11 protein-coding genes are annotated in these 18,171 nt (G+C 52.9%); 4 read left to right on the forward strand and 7 right to left on the reverse strand.

Annotation, left to right across the window (positions count from 1 at the left end; genetic code table 11):
• Window positions 1-440: 440 nt before the first annotated feature.
• On the forward strand, window positions 441-4,649 hold the full coding sequence (locus DVK06_RS12660; RefSeq protein WP_121600517.1) for an Eco57I restriction-modification methylase domain-containing protein: 4,209 nt from the start codon (window positions 441-443) through the stop codon (window positions 4,647-4,649).
• Window positions 4,650-4,709: 60 nt separating this feature from the next.
• Here the strand turns inward: DVK06_RS12660 and DVK06_RS12665 are convergent, their stop codons facing one another.
• Window positions 4,710-5,753 carry an HNH endonuclease gene (locus tag DVK06_RS12665; RefSeq protein ID WP_121600518.1) on the reverse strand — a complete coding sequence of 348 codons (1,044 nt, stop codon included), beginning with the start codon at window positions 5,751-5,753 and terminating at the stop codon, window positions 4,710-4,712.
• An 88-nt stretch (window positions 5,754-5,841) separates the two neighbouring features.
• On the reverse strand, window positions 5,842-6,609 hold the full coding sequence (locus tag DVK06_RS18705) for a hypothetical protein (RefSeq protein WP_158600085.1): 768 nt from the start codon (window positions 6,607-6,609) through the stop codon (window positions 5,842-5,844).
• Window positions 6,610-6,752: 143 nt separating this feature from the next.
• Here DVK06_RS18705 and DVK06_RS12675 point away from each other — a divergent pair, with 143 nt between their 5' ends.
• Window positions 6,753-9,695, forward strand: a complete 2,943-nt coding sequence (locus DVK06_RS12675; protein WP_121600519.1) for a DEAD/DEAH box helicase — start codon at window positions 6,753-6,755, stop codon at window positions 9,693-9,695.
• Window positions 9,696-9,742: 47 nt separating this feature from the next.
• Window positions 9,743-11,116, forward strand: a complete 1,374-nt coding sequence (locus tag DVK06_RS12680; RefSeq protein WP_121600520.1) for a DNA cytosine methyltransferase — start codon at window positions 9,743-9,745, stop codon at window positions 11,114-11,116.
• A gap of 590 nt (window positions 11,117-11,706) precedes the next feature.
• On the opposite strand, the gene DVK06_RS12685 is transcribed toward DVK06_RS12680, so the two are convergent.
• Window positions 11,707-12,306 (reverse strand): TetR/AcrR family transcriptional regulator, encoded by a 600-nt coding sequence (locus DVK06_RS12685; RefSeq protein ID WP_121600521.1) that lies wholly within the window; start codon window positions 12,304-12,306, stop codon window positions 11,707-11,709.
• Between the two features lie 216 nt (window positions 12,307-12,522).
• Between DVK06_RS12685 and DVK06_RS12690 the strand changes: the two genes are divergently transcribed.
• Window positions 12,523-13,884: an alpha/beta hydrolase gene (locus DVK06_RS12690; RefSeq protein ID WP_147438081.1), complete on the forward strand. Its 1,362-nt coding sequence runs from the start codon at window positions 12,523-12,525 to the stop codon at window positions 13,882-13,884.
• 731 nt (window positions 13,885-14,615) lie between these two features.
• On the opposite strand, the gene DVK06_RS12700 is transcribed toward DVK06_RS12690, so the two are convergent.
• The 4 genes from DVK06_RS12700 to DVK06_RS12715 all read right to left on the reverse strand — a co-directional run bounded on the left by DVK06_RS12700 (window position 14,616) and on the right by DVK06_RS12715 (window position 18,068).
• A complete protein-coding gene (locus tag DVK06_RS12700; RefSeq protein WP_121600523.1) occupies window positions 14,616-15,053 on the reverse strand; it encodes a hypothetical protein in 438 nt (145 codons plus the stop codon).
• Window positions 15,046-15,621: a hypothetical protein gene (locus DVK06_RS12705; RefSeq protein ID WP_121600524.1), complete on the reverse strand. Its 576-nt coding sequence runs from the start codon at window positions 15,619-15,621 to the stop codon at window positions 15,046-15,048. Before DVK06_RS12705 ends, DVK06_RS12700 begins: the two co-directional genes overlap by 8 nt.
• 602 nt (window positions 15,622-16,223) lie before the next feature.
• Window positions 16,224-17,462: a hypothetical protein gene (locus DVK06_RS12710; protein WP_121600525.1), complete on the reverse strand. Its 1,239-nt coding sequence runs from the start codon at window positions 17,460-17,462 to the stop codon at window positions 16,224-16,226.
• A gap of 201 nt (window positions 17,463-17,663) precedes the next feature.
• The gene (locus DVK06_RS12715) at window positions 17,664-18,068 is read right to left on the reverse strand and encodes an SHOCT domain-containing protein (RefSeq protein ID WP_121600526.1); all 405 of its coding nucleotides are present in this window, start codon (window positions 18,066-18,068) and stop codon (window positions 17,664-17,666) included.
• Window positions 18,069-18,171: the final 103 nt, after the last annotated feature.

Genomic DNA, 18,171 nt, shown 5'->3' on the forward strand with positions numbered 1-18,171 from the left:
TTGAATACTTCACCAGCTTCAGTTCGGGAGGACGATGGAGCATCACTGCTCTCGAAAGAATACCCTGTGTCAAAATCAACTACCCATAATCCACGAGCGATGTACTGTCTCTGGGAGGCAGCCGGAACAGCATTGTTCTGACAGGCAATAGCAACAGGTTCCTCAAAATTGCTTGACATGGCTCACAGTCAGTCCCCCCTACACTTCAAGATATGTCTGTTGGATATCCTGTTTGTATGACCACGACCAAGCTAGAATATGCTACTTGCGGTGGATTTCAACGGAGCTGTCGGTTGCTATTTTGATGCTAGGCGAACCTCTGTCATTGAACTCCCCGACCCGACGGTATCGTTCGACCCTTGGAAAGTATTATTTATCTTGGAATTTCCGTTACAAGGTAGCTGTAGTACCGTAGTCATCCCTGAAATCGTCTCCACTCAATGACGGACCCAACCAACTACCGAACGAACCGCGACCTGTTTTCGAACCATTACCTCAACGACCACCTCCACGATATGGAGGCTTGGACTGAGATCCCGGACGCAGAAGTAGAAACAGCGTTCTCGGAGATCAAGTCGATTCTCGACGAAAAAGGCGATCGTGTCGAGGACTACAACGAGGCCCAGCTCGAGCGGAACGTCATTCGACCGATCTTCGAGATCCTCGAGATTCCCTTTGAAATCGAGGAGACGGTGATGCGGAATGCGCGACGACCAGATTACGGGTTCTTCCCCAGCGCAGAGGCCGCCGATGCGGCGTTCGATCGAGAAAACTTCTACCAAGAGGCAATCGCCGTCGCGGACGCGAAACGATGGGGTCGCAAGCTCGACACGCGGGGCGAAGAGAAACGAGACTTCGAGAACCCAAGCTACCAGATTCATAGCTACCTCCAAGAAACGCCACCGCAGTGGGGGGTCCTCACGAACGGGGAGAAGTGGCGACTCTACTACGGGCCGACGAGCCACCGGTTGGACTCCTACTACGAGATAGATCTCCCCAAAGTCCTCTCCATCGGCGAGGAGGAAGGCGATCTGGAGGCATTCAAGGAGTTCTACCTCTTCTTCCGGCAGGGAGCATTCCTCGACGACCAGACTGGAGACTGTTTCCTCGACGACGTCTACGACCAGTCAACCGCCTTCGCAGAAGCACTCGGAGAGGACCTCCAAGAGAACATCTACGAAGCCATTCGCGTCCTTGCGGAAGGCTTCCTCGACACTAACGATAACTTGGACGAAGAAGATCTCGACCGGATCCACGACAGCTCGCTCATCTATCTCTATCGGCTCATCTTCGTTCTCTACGCCGAGAGCGAGGGACGGAACCTCCTCCCGACGGAGAACGAGATCTACAGCGAGACCTACAGTCTGAACGACCTGAAACAGGTCGTCGTCGAGAAGCGTGACGAGACCCAACAGCACTACCAGACGTGGCAGACGGATCTCTGGGACAAGCTGGACGAACTGTTCGTTCTCATCGACCAGGGGAGCCAAGGAAAGGGAATCCCGAAAGACGACCTCTACATTCCGGCGTACAACGGTGGGCTGTTCCGGACTGATCCGGAGGAAGACGACACCGTCGAGGCACAGTTCCTCTCGAATCACGAGGTCGGGGACGCGTACATCGCTGAGGTCATCGAACTTCTCACGCGCCACGAGGCGTCTGAAGGCCAAGGGAAGGTCTTCGTGGACTACTCTTCGCTCGACGAGCGGAACCTCGGGTCCATCTACGAGGGGCTGTTGGAGTACAAACTCGACGTCGCCGACGAACCCCTGACCGTCGATGACGGTGAGTACGTTGCCGCGGGTGAGGGTGATGACGTCACCGTTGAGGAGGGTGAAGTCTACCTGCGCACCGACGATGGTGAGCGGAAGGCAACGGGATCGTACTACACGCCGGAGTACGTCGTCGAGTACATCGTCGACGAGACGCTCGGGCCGCTGGTACAGGAGATCCGTGAAGATTTGATCGCGAAGAAAGACCAAGGATTTGCCGAGGAGTTCGCCGATCGAGTGTTCGACCTGACTGTACTGGATCCGGCGATGGGGAGCGGACACTTCCCGGTCAACGCAGTGGACTACCTCGCCCGTGAGATCATCGACGCGCAAGAGCAACAGGATCGGCAGGCACTCGACTCCGCCGACGCCGAGATTCGCGCACCGACCACCGAGGAAGGAGAACTTCGTGACATCAACTGGGCTCGACGCAAAGTGGCTCAGCGCTGTATCTACGGCGTCGACGTCAATCCGCTCGCGACCGAACTGGCGAAGGTCTCGCTCTGGCTACGGACGCTCGCCGCTGAGCAACCGCTCGCGTTCCTCGACCACCACCTCAAGACAGGAAACTCTCTCGTCGGAAGCGACATAGAGGACGTGCTGTCTGACGGTGACGACAAGGAGACTGACGACGGCCAACTCACTCTCCAGCAATCGTTCGACCACACGCGCCAGCGCGCCATGGAGCATGTCACCGATCGGTTCCAAGACCTGCTCAATATCGACAACGAGACGCTGGAGGACGCAAAGGAGATGGAGGCCGTTTATGATGACGTGCGCGACGATCCGCTCTACAAGAAACTCCTCGCGATGGCCAACGTCCACACTGCTGAGGCGTTTGGGCTTGATATACCCACTGATGCTTACGAGCGGATGGCTCGTGCGCTCCATAGTGACGTGTGGGAGAATATCGAGAAGCAAGATTGGTTCAACAGCGCACAATCGATGGCCGAAGATGAGCGCTTCTTCCATTGGGAACTGGAGTTCCCGATGGCGTTCTACAATCAAGATGGGGAGCGGAAGTCCGATGCCGGGTTTGACGCGGTGATCGGGAATCCGCCATATGTGCGTCAAGAAAAACTGAGCGAAATCAAGGATTATGTGGAGAAAAATTTCCAAGTTTACGACGGCAAGGCAGATATTTACTCATATTTCTTTGAACTGGGATTGAATATCAGCCGGCTGAATGGATCTCTGGGATATATCTCCTCTAACCGGTTTATAACTGCTAATTACGGCTCAAGTCTAAGAAGCTACCTAGCAGAAGAAAGCGGTATTCGGAAAATGATAGACTTCAAAGACCTGTCGGTGTTTCCCGGGATAACAACGTACCCTGCCATATTCATACTCGAAAAAGGGACACAGAACGACATCGAGACTGAGTATGTTGATGTAGAGAGCTTATCTTTCACCGATTTAGGGAGATATGTTGAGTCAGAATCTGTTAATATCCCATCAAAAAATTTCGGTGAAACTTGGAGACTTAGATCAAAGAGAACCAATGCTGTGCTCGACAAAATCGATGAGAAGCAGCGTTTAAAGAAATATATTGATGGTGAAATAAATAGGGGTATAGTGACTGGCTTGAATGATGCATTTATAATTGGTAAAGAGACAAAAGAAAAATTAGAATCAGAAGATGAAAATAGCTCAGAAATAATTAAACCACTTATATCTGGCAATGAGATCAGAAGGTTCTATCATGAATCTCCTACAGAATATCTGATATATGCAACATGGGATCTCGATATAGATGAGTATCCTGCGGTGAAAGCTCACCTACAAGAGTGGAGAGATGAATTGGAGTCGCGACCAGAATGTCAACAGGGCCGTTTTGACTGGTTCTGTTTATCTCGGTATGCAGCTGATTACGAATCGGATTTCGGCTCCAGCAAGATACTCTATCCAGAGGTATCGAAGAACGCGCGTTTTGCTATTGATACAGAAGGAATATATCCGAATAAAACCGCATTCATCATTCCACACCAAGATTACCACCTTCTGTCTATTCTAAACTCTACTATCTCTGAGTTATATCTCCACTCCATCAGCTCGCGAATGCGTGGAGGTTATTACATGAATAGCGAGATCTACGTGGAGGATATACCCATTGCTGGTGAAGAGAGTATGGAGTTATCACGATCGGACCTATCTCATGTTGATAATCTATTGTCTAAATATTCGGACATCAGAATAGAGGGAGATTCAGTAGAGATCTCATCCCTGTCTCCGGTTGGGAAAATAATGGTTCACCTCCAAGCACAGAGACGGAAAATAAACCCTGATCTGATAGACAACCTTGGAAATTACAACAACACGGTTGAGATTTCTACAATTGGTCTGCTCTCACCGGCGGAAAATAGTTCAGCATCTCTATTATCTGAGACTAAAACGGAGCGGTCCAATCTTCGTATCGGCACCGCTACTGTCGAACGAGAATCCCGAAATACGGTCCTCATCAAGGCGACAGCTCGCTACAAGCCCGAGGATGAGGATGCCCATGAAACGGATCAGTGGGGTTACACCGAGACCAACTATCTCCCTGCGTTCCGGCTCACCAACCTTACAGACACAGAAGCGGACTTGGTCGAACACTTCGTGCCGGTCGCTGTGGACCAGGCAGGTGGTTTTGCGAACTTCCGCGATACGGCGACGAAGACGAACTCGCCTGTCGACCGGCTGAAGGCAATTGAATTGCCGGATCCCGACAACGTGTCCGACGATCTAGAGAACTACCTTCAAATTGTCGAGCGCGGCGAAGAGCTGGATGAGAAAATAGCGAAGACCGACGACCTAATCGACGAGATCGTCTACGAGCTCTACGACCTCACCGATGAGGAGATTGAGATCGTCGAGGAGGCCGTCGACGACGACTAATCTACTGCTGCGAACGAGTCTTTCTGTCTAGGTACCTGCGATGACCGACTCCGACGGTATTTACAGCCAAGACAACCCAGCGTTCAGTTGTTCAAAGAACCCTGACCGTACTTGGACTTCTGGCGGGAACGTAACTCGCTCTCCCTCTTTCTCCGAGATCGTCTCCCTGAGGAACGGATGTGCCGGCTCAAAGGCCGGGCTCGTCCGGATGCGCTGCTCGCTGTCGATCGTGAACAACGCCGCGTCGAACGCACGGTGATGAAGTGAGTTCAGAACGAGCACGTTCTCCGCGTGTTCCGCGAGTTCGGGGCGCTGACTCCGTGGCAGGATATGCGCGAGATCGAGCAGTTGCTCCTCACCGATGCCAGTTATAACACATGTGTGGTTGTATCGCTCGAACGTCTCCGTCCGGAACGCCTCGCTCACCGTGGTTTCGGTCGTCTCGTAACGACGGATCCTCCCGCCTGTATCGAGCGTCTGGCCGGTGGGCCACTGTGAGATCTCGCCGGCTTCGACCCAACGCTTCCACACGTCCGGGGCCTCGCTATCGTCATTCATCTGCGCTCGGCCGTGTAGCCACGAGACCGGGACGGACTGCGTGTTGAGAATAGAGAAGTGAAAGCGGTAGTTCGGTATCTGCGCTCCCGAATCGCCTTGGTAGGTCCGCACCTCAAAGTGATCCGGGACGCAAAGCCCACAGAACTCGACGACACCGCTCTCGGGCTTCCGAAACACCAGTATTGGGGGAACCTCTTCGCGTCGCCCCGAAGCTGCTCTGTCGAACGTGTCCTTGATTTTCTTGTTCTGTGTGGATTCGTCATACCGGACATTCTCCTTCGCGTCACCCCAGTAACTCACGTAGCCAGCGTTGACCGCTAGCGTATCCTCCCACGGATCATCGTGCTGGGAGACTCCTGTATCGTTCGAGACGAGGACGAGGGCAGCAGGGGTCTCTGAGCGATCTGCGCCGAGGTCACGAATGCCGCCGGCGTTTTTGATTCCGCTAGTCAGTGGGCCGCGGATCCACCGTAGAAACTGGTCTTCCGCGTCTCTGAAGCTTCCTGTGTCACGATAGACTTCGCCAACGCGGAACACACGCGGCATGATACTCTATTAATGATATTCTCTCTACAAAATGGTACCGTGTAATCTATTGATGATAGCCGTGAGTGGTAGGTACCATTTATTTGACCTAGTGATGATCAACCAGCCACTCATGCCCTCCAGGATAGGAATACAGAACTGATGTTGTGGAACATAAGTTCTTGAGCTTCTCAATCGCCGCATCGGCTAATAACTGATGTCGCTCTTCGGTGTATCTTCCTCTTCGGAAGATGTCGTACTGAGAGGAGATGAAGAGGTATGGGGTGATGCTGTACTCTTCTCCGAGAGATTCCAGTTCATCAATATCTGCCGCAATTCCTACGCGCTCGAAGTTGACTGCTTGACGGAGTTCGTCATCGGATAAGCCTGTAATGCTTCCCTGTTTATTAGATGGCATACACGGCAAACTACGTGGATATTTCAGTTCGACTGCCTCCTCAACCATCTCTATCTCAATTCGGTGACGACCATTAAATAGGTGAACGGGACGATCAAACGGGTCTCTGAGAACTGCGAGGTCCAGAATCTCGGTTTTATCATCTTTATCGAATGGCCGCTCGTCAGAATTTAACATCTGTCCCAGAGGATGCCAAACTGAGAGTTCCGTTCGAACCCGAGTTAACGGAGCCTGATTCAGAGATGATTCGAGATCTTGATGATATTTTCGTGCGTACGCAGGCTGACTGTCATCAGCTTCGATTGTAAATCCGCTCGTCTGGTGTGTCTCAAGCTCATCTTTTGAGCGTAACTGATCTCGTGTTTCCTCGTAGAGTCGTGCTTGGAGATCGTTTTCGCTGTTGAAGTCGAGTGGACGTTTCGAGTAGTCATCAGCGACCTTCTCAAGTGCCGTTCTCATTTCAGTAATATTGACACATATTCGGGCCTACTTTAATCACGCAGAATTTTTCGTGGATATTCGACAAGTAGCCTGATCCCTGAGGATCTCGCAATGACAGTGAACCGGGTAATTAAGTTCGGCCGCTACATCCTGTCGTAGCAGTGTCTGATTGCGCGTGTAACTTCGATATCGGAGACCGCATCAGCTTCGCAGGCGGTGAGGGTGAGCTGGTCAAAATCAACCACCGACCATCGGGTCAGTGTCTGCTCCATATTCTGACTGACGACGATAACTCGAAAAAGCTCCCCGCTGCGGTTGTTGACCTGATAGACAGTAGTGACGCGCTGCTTGAGAAAGGCGAGTTCGACGATCCAGAGCGTTTCCACCTCCGTGCCCGAGCAGCCGAACTAGACCTCGCCCACCGACAAGATCGATTCGTTGCGCTGGAAAACAACCGAATCGACATCGCCCCTCACCAAGTGAAAGCCGCTCACGAGATCCTCACATCGTACGATCACCGCTATCTCATCGGCGACGAGGTTGGTCTCGGAAAGACTATCGAGGCCGCAATCGTTATCGAAGAGCTCGCCGCCCGTGGGCAGGCTGACCGCGTTCTCATCGTCGCTCCCGCGCCGCTTACCACTCAATGGCAGGAAGAGCTGCGTGAGAAGTTCGATACGAACTACGTGATTTACGACCGCGACTACGTGGAGGCGAAACGTGATGCCTATCCTGCCGAGAATGTCTGGACGCACGAAGATCGGATTATCACCTCCATCGACTTCGCAAAACAGGACGACGTACGCTCGGCTCTGAAGAACATCCAAGAGGAGTGGGACATCGCTCTTTTCGACGAATCTCATCACCTCACCGCTCGCCGTGAAGGCAAACGTGGGATCGATCCGACGGACCGTTACAAAGTTGGAAAAGCTGTTTCGGAGACGTCTGACGGACTACTGTTCCTGACCGGCACCCCGCACAACGGGAAGCGTGACCAGTTCTATTTCATGATCTCTCTTCTCGACCCCTACCGCTTCCGCGACGAACACGACGTCAACAAAGAGGGGCTGAAGGATTTGATGATCAGACGGCTCAAAGACAAGATGTACAACAAGGATGGGACGCCGATGTTCCCGGAGAAGAACATCCAGACCCTTCCAGTCGAGTTCACGCCCCAGGAACGCGAGCTCTACGAGGATATCACGGAGTACATCACCGAACATTACAACCTTGCCAGTCAAGAAGAGAATGATGCTGCGGGCTTCGCGATGGTCCTCTACCAGAAACGGCTGGTCTCCTCAATTTACGCCATTCAGCAATCACTCCGCAACCGGATGGAATCCATCAAAGCGGGTGGTGCCGATTTAGGTGATCTCTCGGAGCTTACAAAGAGTCTTCTTGACGAGTATCGAGATAACCCAGAACTCCTCACAGAGGCTCAGCGGGAGCGTGTTGAGGAGGAGCTTGGTGCCGCCGCAGCCTCTGGTGATCCGGACAAAATCGAACAGGAACTCGAGATGGTCCGTGATCTCTACAATCAGGCGAAGGCGATCAAAGTTGACTCGAAAGCAGAGCGACTTCGTGAGTACGTTGACGGAATTCTAGAGGAGGACCCCGACGAGAAGATCCTCATCTTCACAGAGTATACGGATACCCTCGAGTACCTGAAAGGCCAAGTGTTCAGCGACAGGGATATCGCCGAGATTTACGGCGACCTCTCGCAGACGCAGCGTCAACAGCAGTTCAAAAAATTCGAAGGACCGGCAAACGTGATGTTGGCCACCGACGCTGCTCGGGAAGGGCTGAATCTACAGTTCGCCCATATTATGGTGAACTACGACCTTCCGTGGAATCCAACTCGCATTGACCAGCGAATCGGGCGACTCCACCGCTACGGACAGGATGAGACTGTCGAGATCCGGAACTTGTTCTTCAAAGACACTCGCGAGAGTATCATCCTTGAGCGACTTCTCGAGAAGATTGACGAGATCGAGGAGACTCTCGGAATGAGTTCAGACGTGTTGGGGCTGGTTCTCGAAGACGTCGATCTCGAAGAACAGATCATGTCCGCTCTCGCAAGAGGTGAGAGTCCAGAGCAGGTCGTTGATGACCTCGAGACTATCGTTGAAGAGCAAGAAGAGGCGGTTCGACGCGTCGACGACGAACTCCTCATCCGAGACAAATTTGACCTGAGCAAGGAAGATCGAGATGTCCTCGACATTGTTGAGGAGAGTGCCGAGGACACGGTCAGCGAGGCCGATGTTGCGTACCTTGTCAGGACCGTCTGCCAAGAGTTCGGCGGCGGAATCAAAAACGTCCGACCTGGGCCTGCCGACGATGGCGGTGACGTGTTTGACCTAGTTGTTCCTGACCTGCTTACTGGTAATGATGTGAAGAAGCGGTACGACGGTGCGACGTTCGACCGAGAAAACGCGCTTGCTGACGAGAGCCTCGAGTTCATCACTCTCGATCACTCTGTGGTCCGAGCGATGATGGCTTACTGTCTGGATACGGATGCTATCGGCGGTCAAGCTGCTGTCCTCACCGGCGGGGAAAACTTGGAAACACCTGGTCTCCTCTGTCACTATCGGATCGGGTATCTCTCGGGTACTGGCGATACTGTAACCGAAGAGCTCGTTCAAGTCTACGTTACACCTGATGGAGCCACCAAGGCAGACGACATCGATATCTCCGGTGGTCTGCCTTCCTCCGCTGTCGACGGCCATCCGTCTATCAGTGAAATTTCCTCACAGGCTGAAGAGCTCCTCTCGAAGGCTGATGACGTTGCTTGGGAACTTATTGATGATCTCGCACAGGAGGCACGTGCCGAGCGGGAGCGTGAAGTCCGAATCCGTCGAGAACATGCTCAGAACTACTTCCAACACCGTATGGAAGACCTCGAAGAACGAATTGAGCAGTTCGAGAAGCGTGATCGTGCCGGCGAAGACATGAGCGCAGTGTTAGCAAAACATCAGAGCCAGCTTGCGGAGCTGCGCGAAAAAAAGAACGCGGAAATGGCCCGACTCGAGAATGAAAAGCAGGTTGTACCCGATGAGCCCGACCTCGTGAACATGGCTGTAGTCATCGATGCGTTCGAGGACTGACCTCCGTTCCGAACCGCTTTCCACACCGCTCCACGTGGGTCGATACAATGAATTCAAAGCCGTCCGCAATTGACCTCTTCTGCGGCGCTGGTGGACTTTCTGAGGGGCTTCGGTGGGCCGGCTACGATGTACAGTGGGCGCTTGACCACGACGAATCCGCTGTCGAGACCTACCGTGAAAATCACGGCGACCACGTCATTCAGGCAGATATCCGCGAAACCGACCCGGCCGTGGACGGCCCAAATATCGAACCGGGTGAGCTCGATCTCGTGGCTGGTGGGCCACCGTGTCCCTCATTTTCCAACATCGGTCAATCGAAGCTCGGTTCTCTCGAAGATCGCTCGGTAGACGAGGACGAACGGAATTTGTTGTATCTTGACTTTCTTCGCTACGTCGACCACTTCCAACCACGTGCATTCGTCATGGAGAACGTTCCCGGGATGCTGGCCGATACAGTTCTAGTCGAGTCGGACACCGTCCAAGAATCGCTTCCGAGTGGATCGGGAGCAGAGATTGAGCGGTATCCTGTCGGGAAGGAGGTCCCTGTGACTGACATTATTCTTGAGGAAATGGAGAGCCTCGGCTACTCCGCGGACTGGTTCAAGATTGATTCAGCTGATTTTGGGGTCCCACAGCACCGAGAGCGGCTCTTCTTTATAGGTCGACAGACCGACGGGAACCTACCGAAACTCGAACAGTGGCGAACCCACCGCCCACCGACAACACGGGAAAAAACACAGCGAGTTCAGGTCCGACCAGAACTCAGAGACGATGTCGAAGAAACTCAAACAACCCTTGAGGATAACTCATCCGTTCTCCCGCAATTCAAGCGTGCTCGGGAACACAAACGTCCCCATCTCACTGTCGCAGATGCCATTATGGATCTCCCCCCTATCTCTCCCAAGGGAGAGATGCCCCCGACTAGGGCGACGGAATACACGCTCCCGCCCATCACACCCTATCAAGAATGGATTCGAGATATCCCTGCGGATGAGGAGTGGGACGACCAAGACCTCCAGAATCACGATGCGCGTTGGCACAACCATCTCGATCTCTCTATCTACAAACTCCTCGGTCACGGCGTAGGCTGGAATATCGGCCAGGTGAGCACATCACTTCAGCCTTACCGGGATGACGTCTTCCAAGATAAGTATAAGAAACAGAATCCAGCGGAGCCTGCTTCAACGATCTTAGCACATATTCAGAAGGATGGACATATGTTTATTCACCCGACAGAAGCACGATCACTATCCCCCCGAGAAGCGGCTCGTCTACAGTCATTCAAAGACAGCTACTGGCTCCCTGAGAGCCGGACAAACGCCTACCGCCTAATCGGTAACGCGGTTCCGCCGAGACTCGCAGAGGCGGTTGGCGTCGCCATTCAACAAATAATCCTATCTGATCAGTACGCTGATGTCTGAGACACAATGTCCGCTAGCACTCTTCTGTGGGAGATTGTTGATACCGCTCTCTATGTATTGTCGGAACATAGGCTAGCAGTCTGATGGCTCAAATCCTCGGTTCTACACTCGATTAGTTTCACAAAGAATCGCAGGAATGCTCTACATCCTGAGAAATTTTGCTCGTGATTATTGCGCTAATTCCGCCCATTCGGTAGCACGACAAACCCGCAACGGACGTTTTTTGGTTTGGTCACGCGACGTCCAATATCAATTCCTTATGTAACATATAGACAACACCGGGAAGCAAGAGTTACATAAGGAATTACGACGGTGTTGAGCAGCTACTATACCCACCCGATTTCGGCGGGTGATCAGCTGTCTTGCTCTTTATCAATACCCCTAGAACACTCGTCACAGTCGACATCGACCGTGGCGGCTCTGTTGAAATCCTCAGATGCTGATAGTTTGGAGAGGCTATGCTGAATACACAGCGCGTATGAGTAGAATCGTCTGGTCTGCTAATGACTGATTCGCTAATTAACTGATTATTGTTGAGAACGCGTACAACGCCCGAAGATACGTCGTTTTCGCGGACATTGTAGGGTCGACTATTCGGTTACGATACTTGAGACCGCCAAATCGAAGAGGAATTCACGAACCATCGTATACTGGTTTTTCCTGAATTCGTCTCGATGGAGCGGCAGATAGGACACGTAGATCAGGGTCAATGCGATAATTTCCGCGTCTTCCTGGATGATTAGCCCACGTCGCTGCCAATCCTTGAGTTGTGGAATCAGCACCGATAGCTTGTCGAGTCGCGTCGAATGGAGTGTGTCCTCATCAAGTTCGTCTCGAAGGCGTTCACGTTCATCACGTGCTATCGTTCCACGAAACAGGGGATTCGATACGAGAGAGTCGCTGGCAATATCTAAGAACTCTCGGAGCCCTGTTGCGGGATCGTCCTCATGATGACGAAGCGTCTCTTGAAGTTCCGCGTAGATAGCTTCTGCTTCGTGCTGGAGAATCCTTGCGAGCAACTCCTCTTTCGATTCGAAAAACGAATAAAACGTTCCGGTGGCGATGTCAGCACCATTGGTCAATTCTTCGATGGACGTTCCCTCAAGCCCCTGTTTCTCGAAGAGTTCACGTCCCGCTCGAAGTAACGATTCTCTGATTTCCTCGCGCCGTTCGTCAGTAAATCTTGGCATGGCTCGTCCCTCATGAGGTGGGATTCGCCATCACAGGCAGAACCCACGATAGCGATTCACACTCTACTGGATGAATTGTAATACGCTCCTATTCATATAAAATTTCGTCTTTGAAGCCGGATATCCGTCCTCAAAACCGAATTTCGTCGGTCTCTTGCAACCTACATGAATAGAAAGGCAGTAATATTCATATAGTGGCCTGTCGAATCGGGTAGTATGAACAATCAACTTCAGACCCCTCGGATTCACAAAGTGATCGCGTCACCGGTTGGGCGTCTTTTCCACTCACGTCTGTTCGAACGATTCAAGATCGCGTCTGTAGATCGAGAGTTCACAGTCCTACGAGCTCGGGCTGCAGCAGATGTCGCAGGAACAGACGTAGAACAATTCCTGCAGGAACTCGACGCGCCAGACACCGTGGACGAAGACCTACTGAAATCGATCGAACATGCGTTAACCAGCCACCAACAGGCCCGAAATCGATTCGAACGCCTTTCGGATGAATGGAATCAGCTCTTCTGGAATGGCCAGGTGTCTACCATCGAAGAACGAAACGAACTCGAAACGAAGCGGCGGGACGCAGGTGGCGACTGGGTCTCCCCGCAGAAAACGTTCAAATTCCTCAGCAAGACCCAGTGGGTCGATATCGTTGACTTCGCAATACCAGACCCCTCGTCAACCGTCGAGGAATGGAGCGAGCTGTCCCCCGAGACTGTGTACGGGCCGCCTGAGTCGAGTCCCGATATTCAGGTGTCGGAGACCATGCAGGGCCCTGGAACAAGGGAATATCTTCTTCGGTTTCCTTCACCGTCGAATTTCATCGACGACGAGGCATACGCGCGCGTGTACGAGCCTTGGGACGCCCCAGGAGACGAGCCACTTCCGACCATCATCTTCGGAACCGGGCTAGCGATGGCGTGTGACGTCATGGAATACTGGACCGAAGAGGAATACGTGGGCCGTCAATTGGCTCCACAGGGATACCGGGTTATCCTCCCGATTCCGCCTTGGCACGGGCGTCGTGAGCAAACTGGGTTCTACACTGGCGAGCCGTATCTCGCCAGAATGCCAGTAAGTGCGGTTGAACTGTACGAAGCGCAGACCAAAGAAATCGCCCTGTTGACGAGGTGGGCCCGCGACCACAACGCTTCCCGTGTTGGGGTTGGCGGCATTAGCATGGGCGGAATCGTGGCGATGTTCGTGGCGGGTCACGCAGACACGTGGCCCGAACTGATGCAGCCCGACTTTGCACTCCCTGTGGCAGCCTCCGCAGATGTCTCGGAATTATTGTTCGAGAGTTCGCTGACAGAGATTCTCGGTGTGACGGATGCACTGCTCCGAGCCGGGTGGGACATAGGGAAGATGGCCAACCTCGACAATGTGCTCACTGCGCCCTCAACGTCAGGGATTGCCTCCGATGAGATCTATCCGGTTGGTGGATTAATCGACGATATGACGAAGTACGAAACGTTACGGGAAACCCTCGACAAGTGGGATGTCCCACAGGAGAATCGACTTGAATGGGATTGTGGCCACTTCGGGGTGACGTTGCGCGCCATGCGAACTGCTGAATTCTAGGACTTCGTCCGTCTGGCCTTGGATGGACAATAACGAGTCCTTCTGAAAGATACCATCCCCAGAAGTTGAATGCGGTTCCTCCGAAGACCGTCTCGCTGTCTCCAGACGGACACATCTTAATTCCAGGATGGTTTTCAAAAGCGGATGCTGAGTACACCCTCTGTATCTCGCACGCCAATCCTATCAGCTCCTTAGGATTTCAACAGAGTCAATGAAATTGTAGCCAATTATTTGCTTCTCACTAGTGATTTCCACTCAACCATGACCGGAATGGTGATCCTTCCCGCTGGTCGCGACGACGCGTTTGAGGACTACAAACAGTTCATCTAAGATGGGCACCCAATTGAGGATATTGAGTCCTATCTCGATGAGGGGGACCTCGAACTATTTCGGACGACATCTGACGATAATCTCGTCCACATTAGGGGTACCTCAGTGGACAGAACGTAGCGGAATGTCAATCGCAACGACGTCTCGTTCGTCTACTATGATGGCGCGTTCGTCGCAAGAGGTCAAGTCCTCCAACAGCCGTACTGCTCACGAGCTAAGCGAACATCTTCCACATCGGAACCTGCGTACGTTCACCCGAGTTACCGTTCGACTTCGTTTTCAGTATAATCGATAACTTGGTGTCACCAATTGAAGTTTACTACAGTGTGAGACTTTATTTATATACGAAGTCAGTACGGCGCAGCGAATTGGACTGGAATCAATTTTTCCTCGTCAGATGGTCACGGATCCCAGAAGGCTTCGATCCGGTCATCAAGATCAGTAAGCACAGTTGTGAGTACGTCCCGCCAGTCGTCGGGATAATCGGTATCCTCTCCAGGGGTCGATGCATCTGGGGGCCGATGAAAGTGCTTGCGGGTGTTATGATCATTAGGGTGCCGATCCCATCGGCATTCCCACGAGTTCCCGGTCTGGTACTGCTCAGAATAGTGGATGCTAAAGTCGTCGGTCTCGAACCATCGAATCCGTAGATACGCACGGGTGACCCCGCCTGGATAGAATCCGAGATCGTAGTCAGCAACGACTGCGTTCGGCGCGTATTCTGGTTGTGTCTGGATGTCGTCGAACCGATCGCTACGAGCGAGGTGTGTAGCAATCCGGTCAAGGATTTCCGTATCGATGGGACCGCGACTGGGTGGGTCAGCCGTGTCCTCAGGCATCGACTGGACCAGGCTTGCTACCAGCAACTGAATTGTTTCGGCGTGCCGCGTCAAGGAGTGCAGCTCGTTGTTCAAGTGTCTCCCAGTTAGAAAGCGCTTCCCAGGCTGCTTCTGTGGACAGATTCTGCTCCTGAGTCACGTCGACGAGGGACACCTCGTTCGGGTGCGTTACATCGAATTGCGCTCTGTAGTCCTCGATCTGGGTGATCGTATCGTCGAGTGCGTCAACAATCTCTTGCTCAGAGTATTCCTCTCGGATCTGGTCGATGCGCCGCCACTGGAAGTACGAGTCGTTGCGCTCATAGCGGACCGGGCGACCGTTGTGCCGGTGAACCATGCCCATCTCGTCGAACCACTCTAAGTAGTCTCGTGCCGTTTCAGTGCCGCAATCGGCACGTTTGGCGATCGTCGAAACCTTCGTCGGCGTACGAAGTCCGACGACAACGTCGAGAAGTCGTTCTCGGATTGGTCCGTCCCTGAGCAGTGTGTCAGGTGATTTCAGTTCGTCGAGCTCGGAGGGTGATTCCTCGCCGCCGTATGCATCGTCGGGGATGTCTGTGAGGTCCATAAGAGGGGCTCCGTAGTGTGACCTACTGTGTTTAGCAATTTATATCTGTGGCACGCTTAATTATTTCTGCCCGATAATAACTTTTGTCGAAATGAAATGAGTGATGTCGATATGAACACCCCTCCGTCGAAATGAATTTCCTGCCTCTTTCATATCAGCACACACCAACTTCGAAGTGAAGACCCCTCCATCGATATGAAATCCCAGACACCAAGACAGACACCCCTTCTTCGAAATGAAATCTCACCTCGGAGTCCTAGCCGCCGTAGATTTTCTTGGAAATGAGTACCCCTCAGGCGATATGAAACCATCTAGCCCGGAAATCAACCCTATTCACACACCCCGTCATCGATATGAAATACAAAAACACTGTGTCCGAGCCCGTCCGCGAGATCTCATCGTGAGGAATGGCAGCAGGTTCTTCGAGATGAAATGCTCAAACAAAACACTAATACTGCCGTATTAGACCGTACAAATCAGATTTAGAGCAATTTTCGCTGTGGAGGAACCAATTTCATATCGAAGACGGTGTGTGGGGGTTGTCTCATTACTACATCAATTTCTGATTTCATATCGAATATGGGGTGTGAGAGCTTCCAATATTACCGAGAGAGACCGATAGCATGCTCCAAACGCCACGGATTGTTCAATACGGCTTGCTTGTCGTCTGTGCCACCAGTAGTGAGGATGCCAAGATGGTAGAGCTGATACTTGAACTGGAAGTGGATGCCAGATTTATACACGGTGGGGTCAGCAAGCTCTGATTCAGCAATCTCTCCGTCAGCGGTGAGGACAGCATCACGACGATGTTGTGTGAAGAACACCTCGACGGCAAGTGGCTGATTAATACGCGTAGCTTCCAGAGCGACATCGGCAAGCGTCGGCTCAGAGACCCCGTTTTCGTGAAGCCGTTCGAGTGCGGTGATGATGAGTCGCGTCGGCTCGTACTGGATAGCGACAGAGCGTGCGAGCTGTGCCCATCGCGGAGCGAGCTCAGTGAACCGTGTTCGACTACCAGTCCACGTGTCGAACTCGGCGAGCGCAGCCGTGACACTACCGTGCTGATCGCGAGCGAAGCGGACGACTTCAGCACCGAGGTGTGTGAGTGAGTCCCCGTTGGGCTGATCGTCGACGAGGTTCAACAGAATCGCCCCACGTCGCCCACCAGAAATGGCGTTGATGACATTTTCAGCGTAGACAGCGTCAGTATCGCCGTCGGCAGCAAGTGCCAGCGCGTACCCCAGGTAGTTTTTCGGGTGGTTTACCGGAAAGCTCCCGTCGGTGAGCTGGTGCGTGGATGCTTGGAGTCGCACCGCGTCGATTGTCGTTGAAAACCCACCGGCCCCAGTAACCCGAGCAGGCTCGACGATACGGGCGGATTCTGAATCGTCGACAGCAATGACGCCGACGTTGAGATTCCGGGCTTGTGCGCGCGCCGTATCGGTGACACTGGGAGCCGGCGCAGCAACGTACCCAAGGTTGACCTCGGGAAGATGAGCGTGCGCCTGGTTGATACCGCGAGCGACATCCGCAGCAGCCGGGTCAGCGTTGTGACCTTTCGCTTCGATCACCGTAACTGGTGTCGTGGCCGCGTCAGCGTTCAGCACTTCAGTCGCTGGCATTCCAACGCCGAGAAGATCAGGTTCCCCAGCAGCGAGTCGAATCGTGTTGTACGGCGCAAGCCGCTCTCGTAGCGCCTGCGGAATGGTCCATCCGCCCCACGTGGATTGCGTGAATTGCGTTTCTGTGACCGCGTACTGGTCGGGGCTCGTCTCAATATCAGGATACAGCGTATCTTTCGCAGCAGCAAGTACCGTAGGTTCAGCGAGCGAGGCTGCCATTACACTGCCTATCACTCGTGGGGAACATAATTGGGTGGTTCAGAGAACCAGAATCAGAGGCGTAGTGTATCTATTTGCCATGAGTTGGCTCTGTTGAAATCCTTAAGAACTGATAGGATCGGCGTGCGAGATACAGGGCGCGAACGTGGCACGTCGCAGTGACGAAATCGATATATATATCGATTCGGTCAGCGTAAATACCTACTCTAATACACGTTCACTCTCGGTCTTTCGCTGTTCCGGTTCTTCAGTTTCGATGAGTTGATCAAGACGTCGCTCAAATGCTTCGTCGTCAATTTCGCCCTCCGCGTATCGTCGTCGAAGCGTTTCAATCGGTGTCTCATTTGCGTCGTCTATCTGTTGGTCGTTCTGTGGACTGGATGCTGGAGCCGCATTCGCCTGACGGACGACACCTAGTGTTAATTGTCCGGATATTCCGAGTATTACTGTACTGACCAAGAGAAACAAGAGGCCTGCCGCAACGTTTCCACTCAGTCCGATAAGTCCGAGCACAAACGCGGGGACACCGAGCAAACCGCCGATGATAGCAATCGCAGTTCGACCAGCGGGGCTCTGGGGGGCATAGCGGTGGACCAATCCGTACACAATACCTCTATGACCATTTTACAACTTAAAAATCGCGGAAGTGGAACTGAACCCCTCTAGAAGATGTATATCTGCTTGGTTAGCGGGACAGAATACTAGCGAG

It is taken from the genome of Halorubrum sp. Atlit-28R, from assembly GCF_003665955.1.
In the GTDB taxonomy this organism is placed as follows: Archaea; Halobacteriota; Halobacteria; order Halobacteriales; family Haloferacaceae; genus Halorubrum; species Halorubrum tropicale.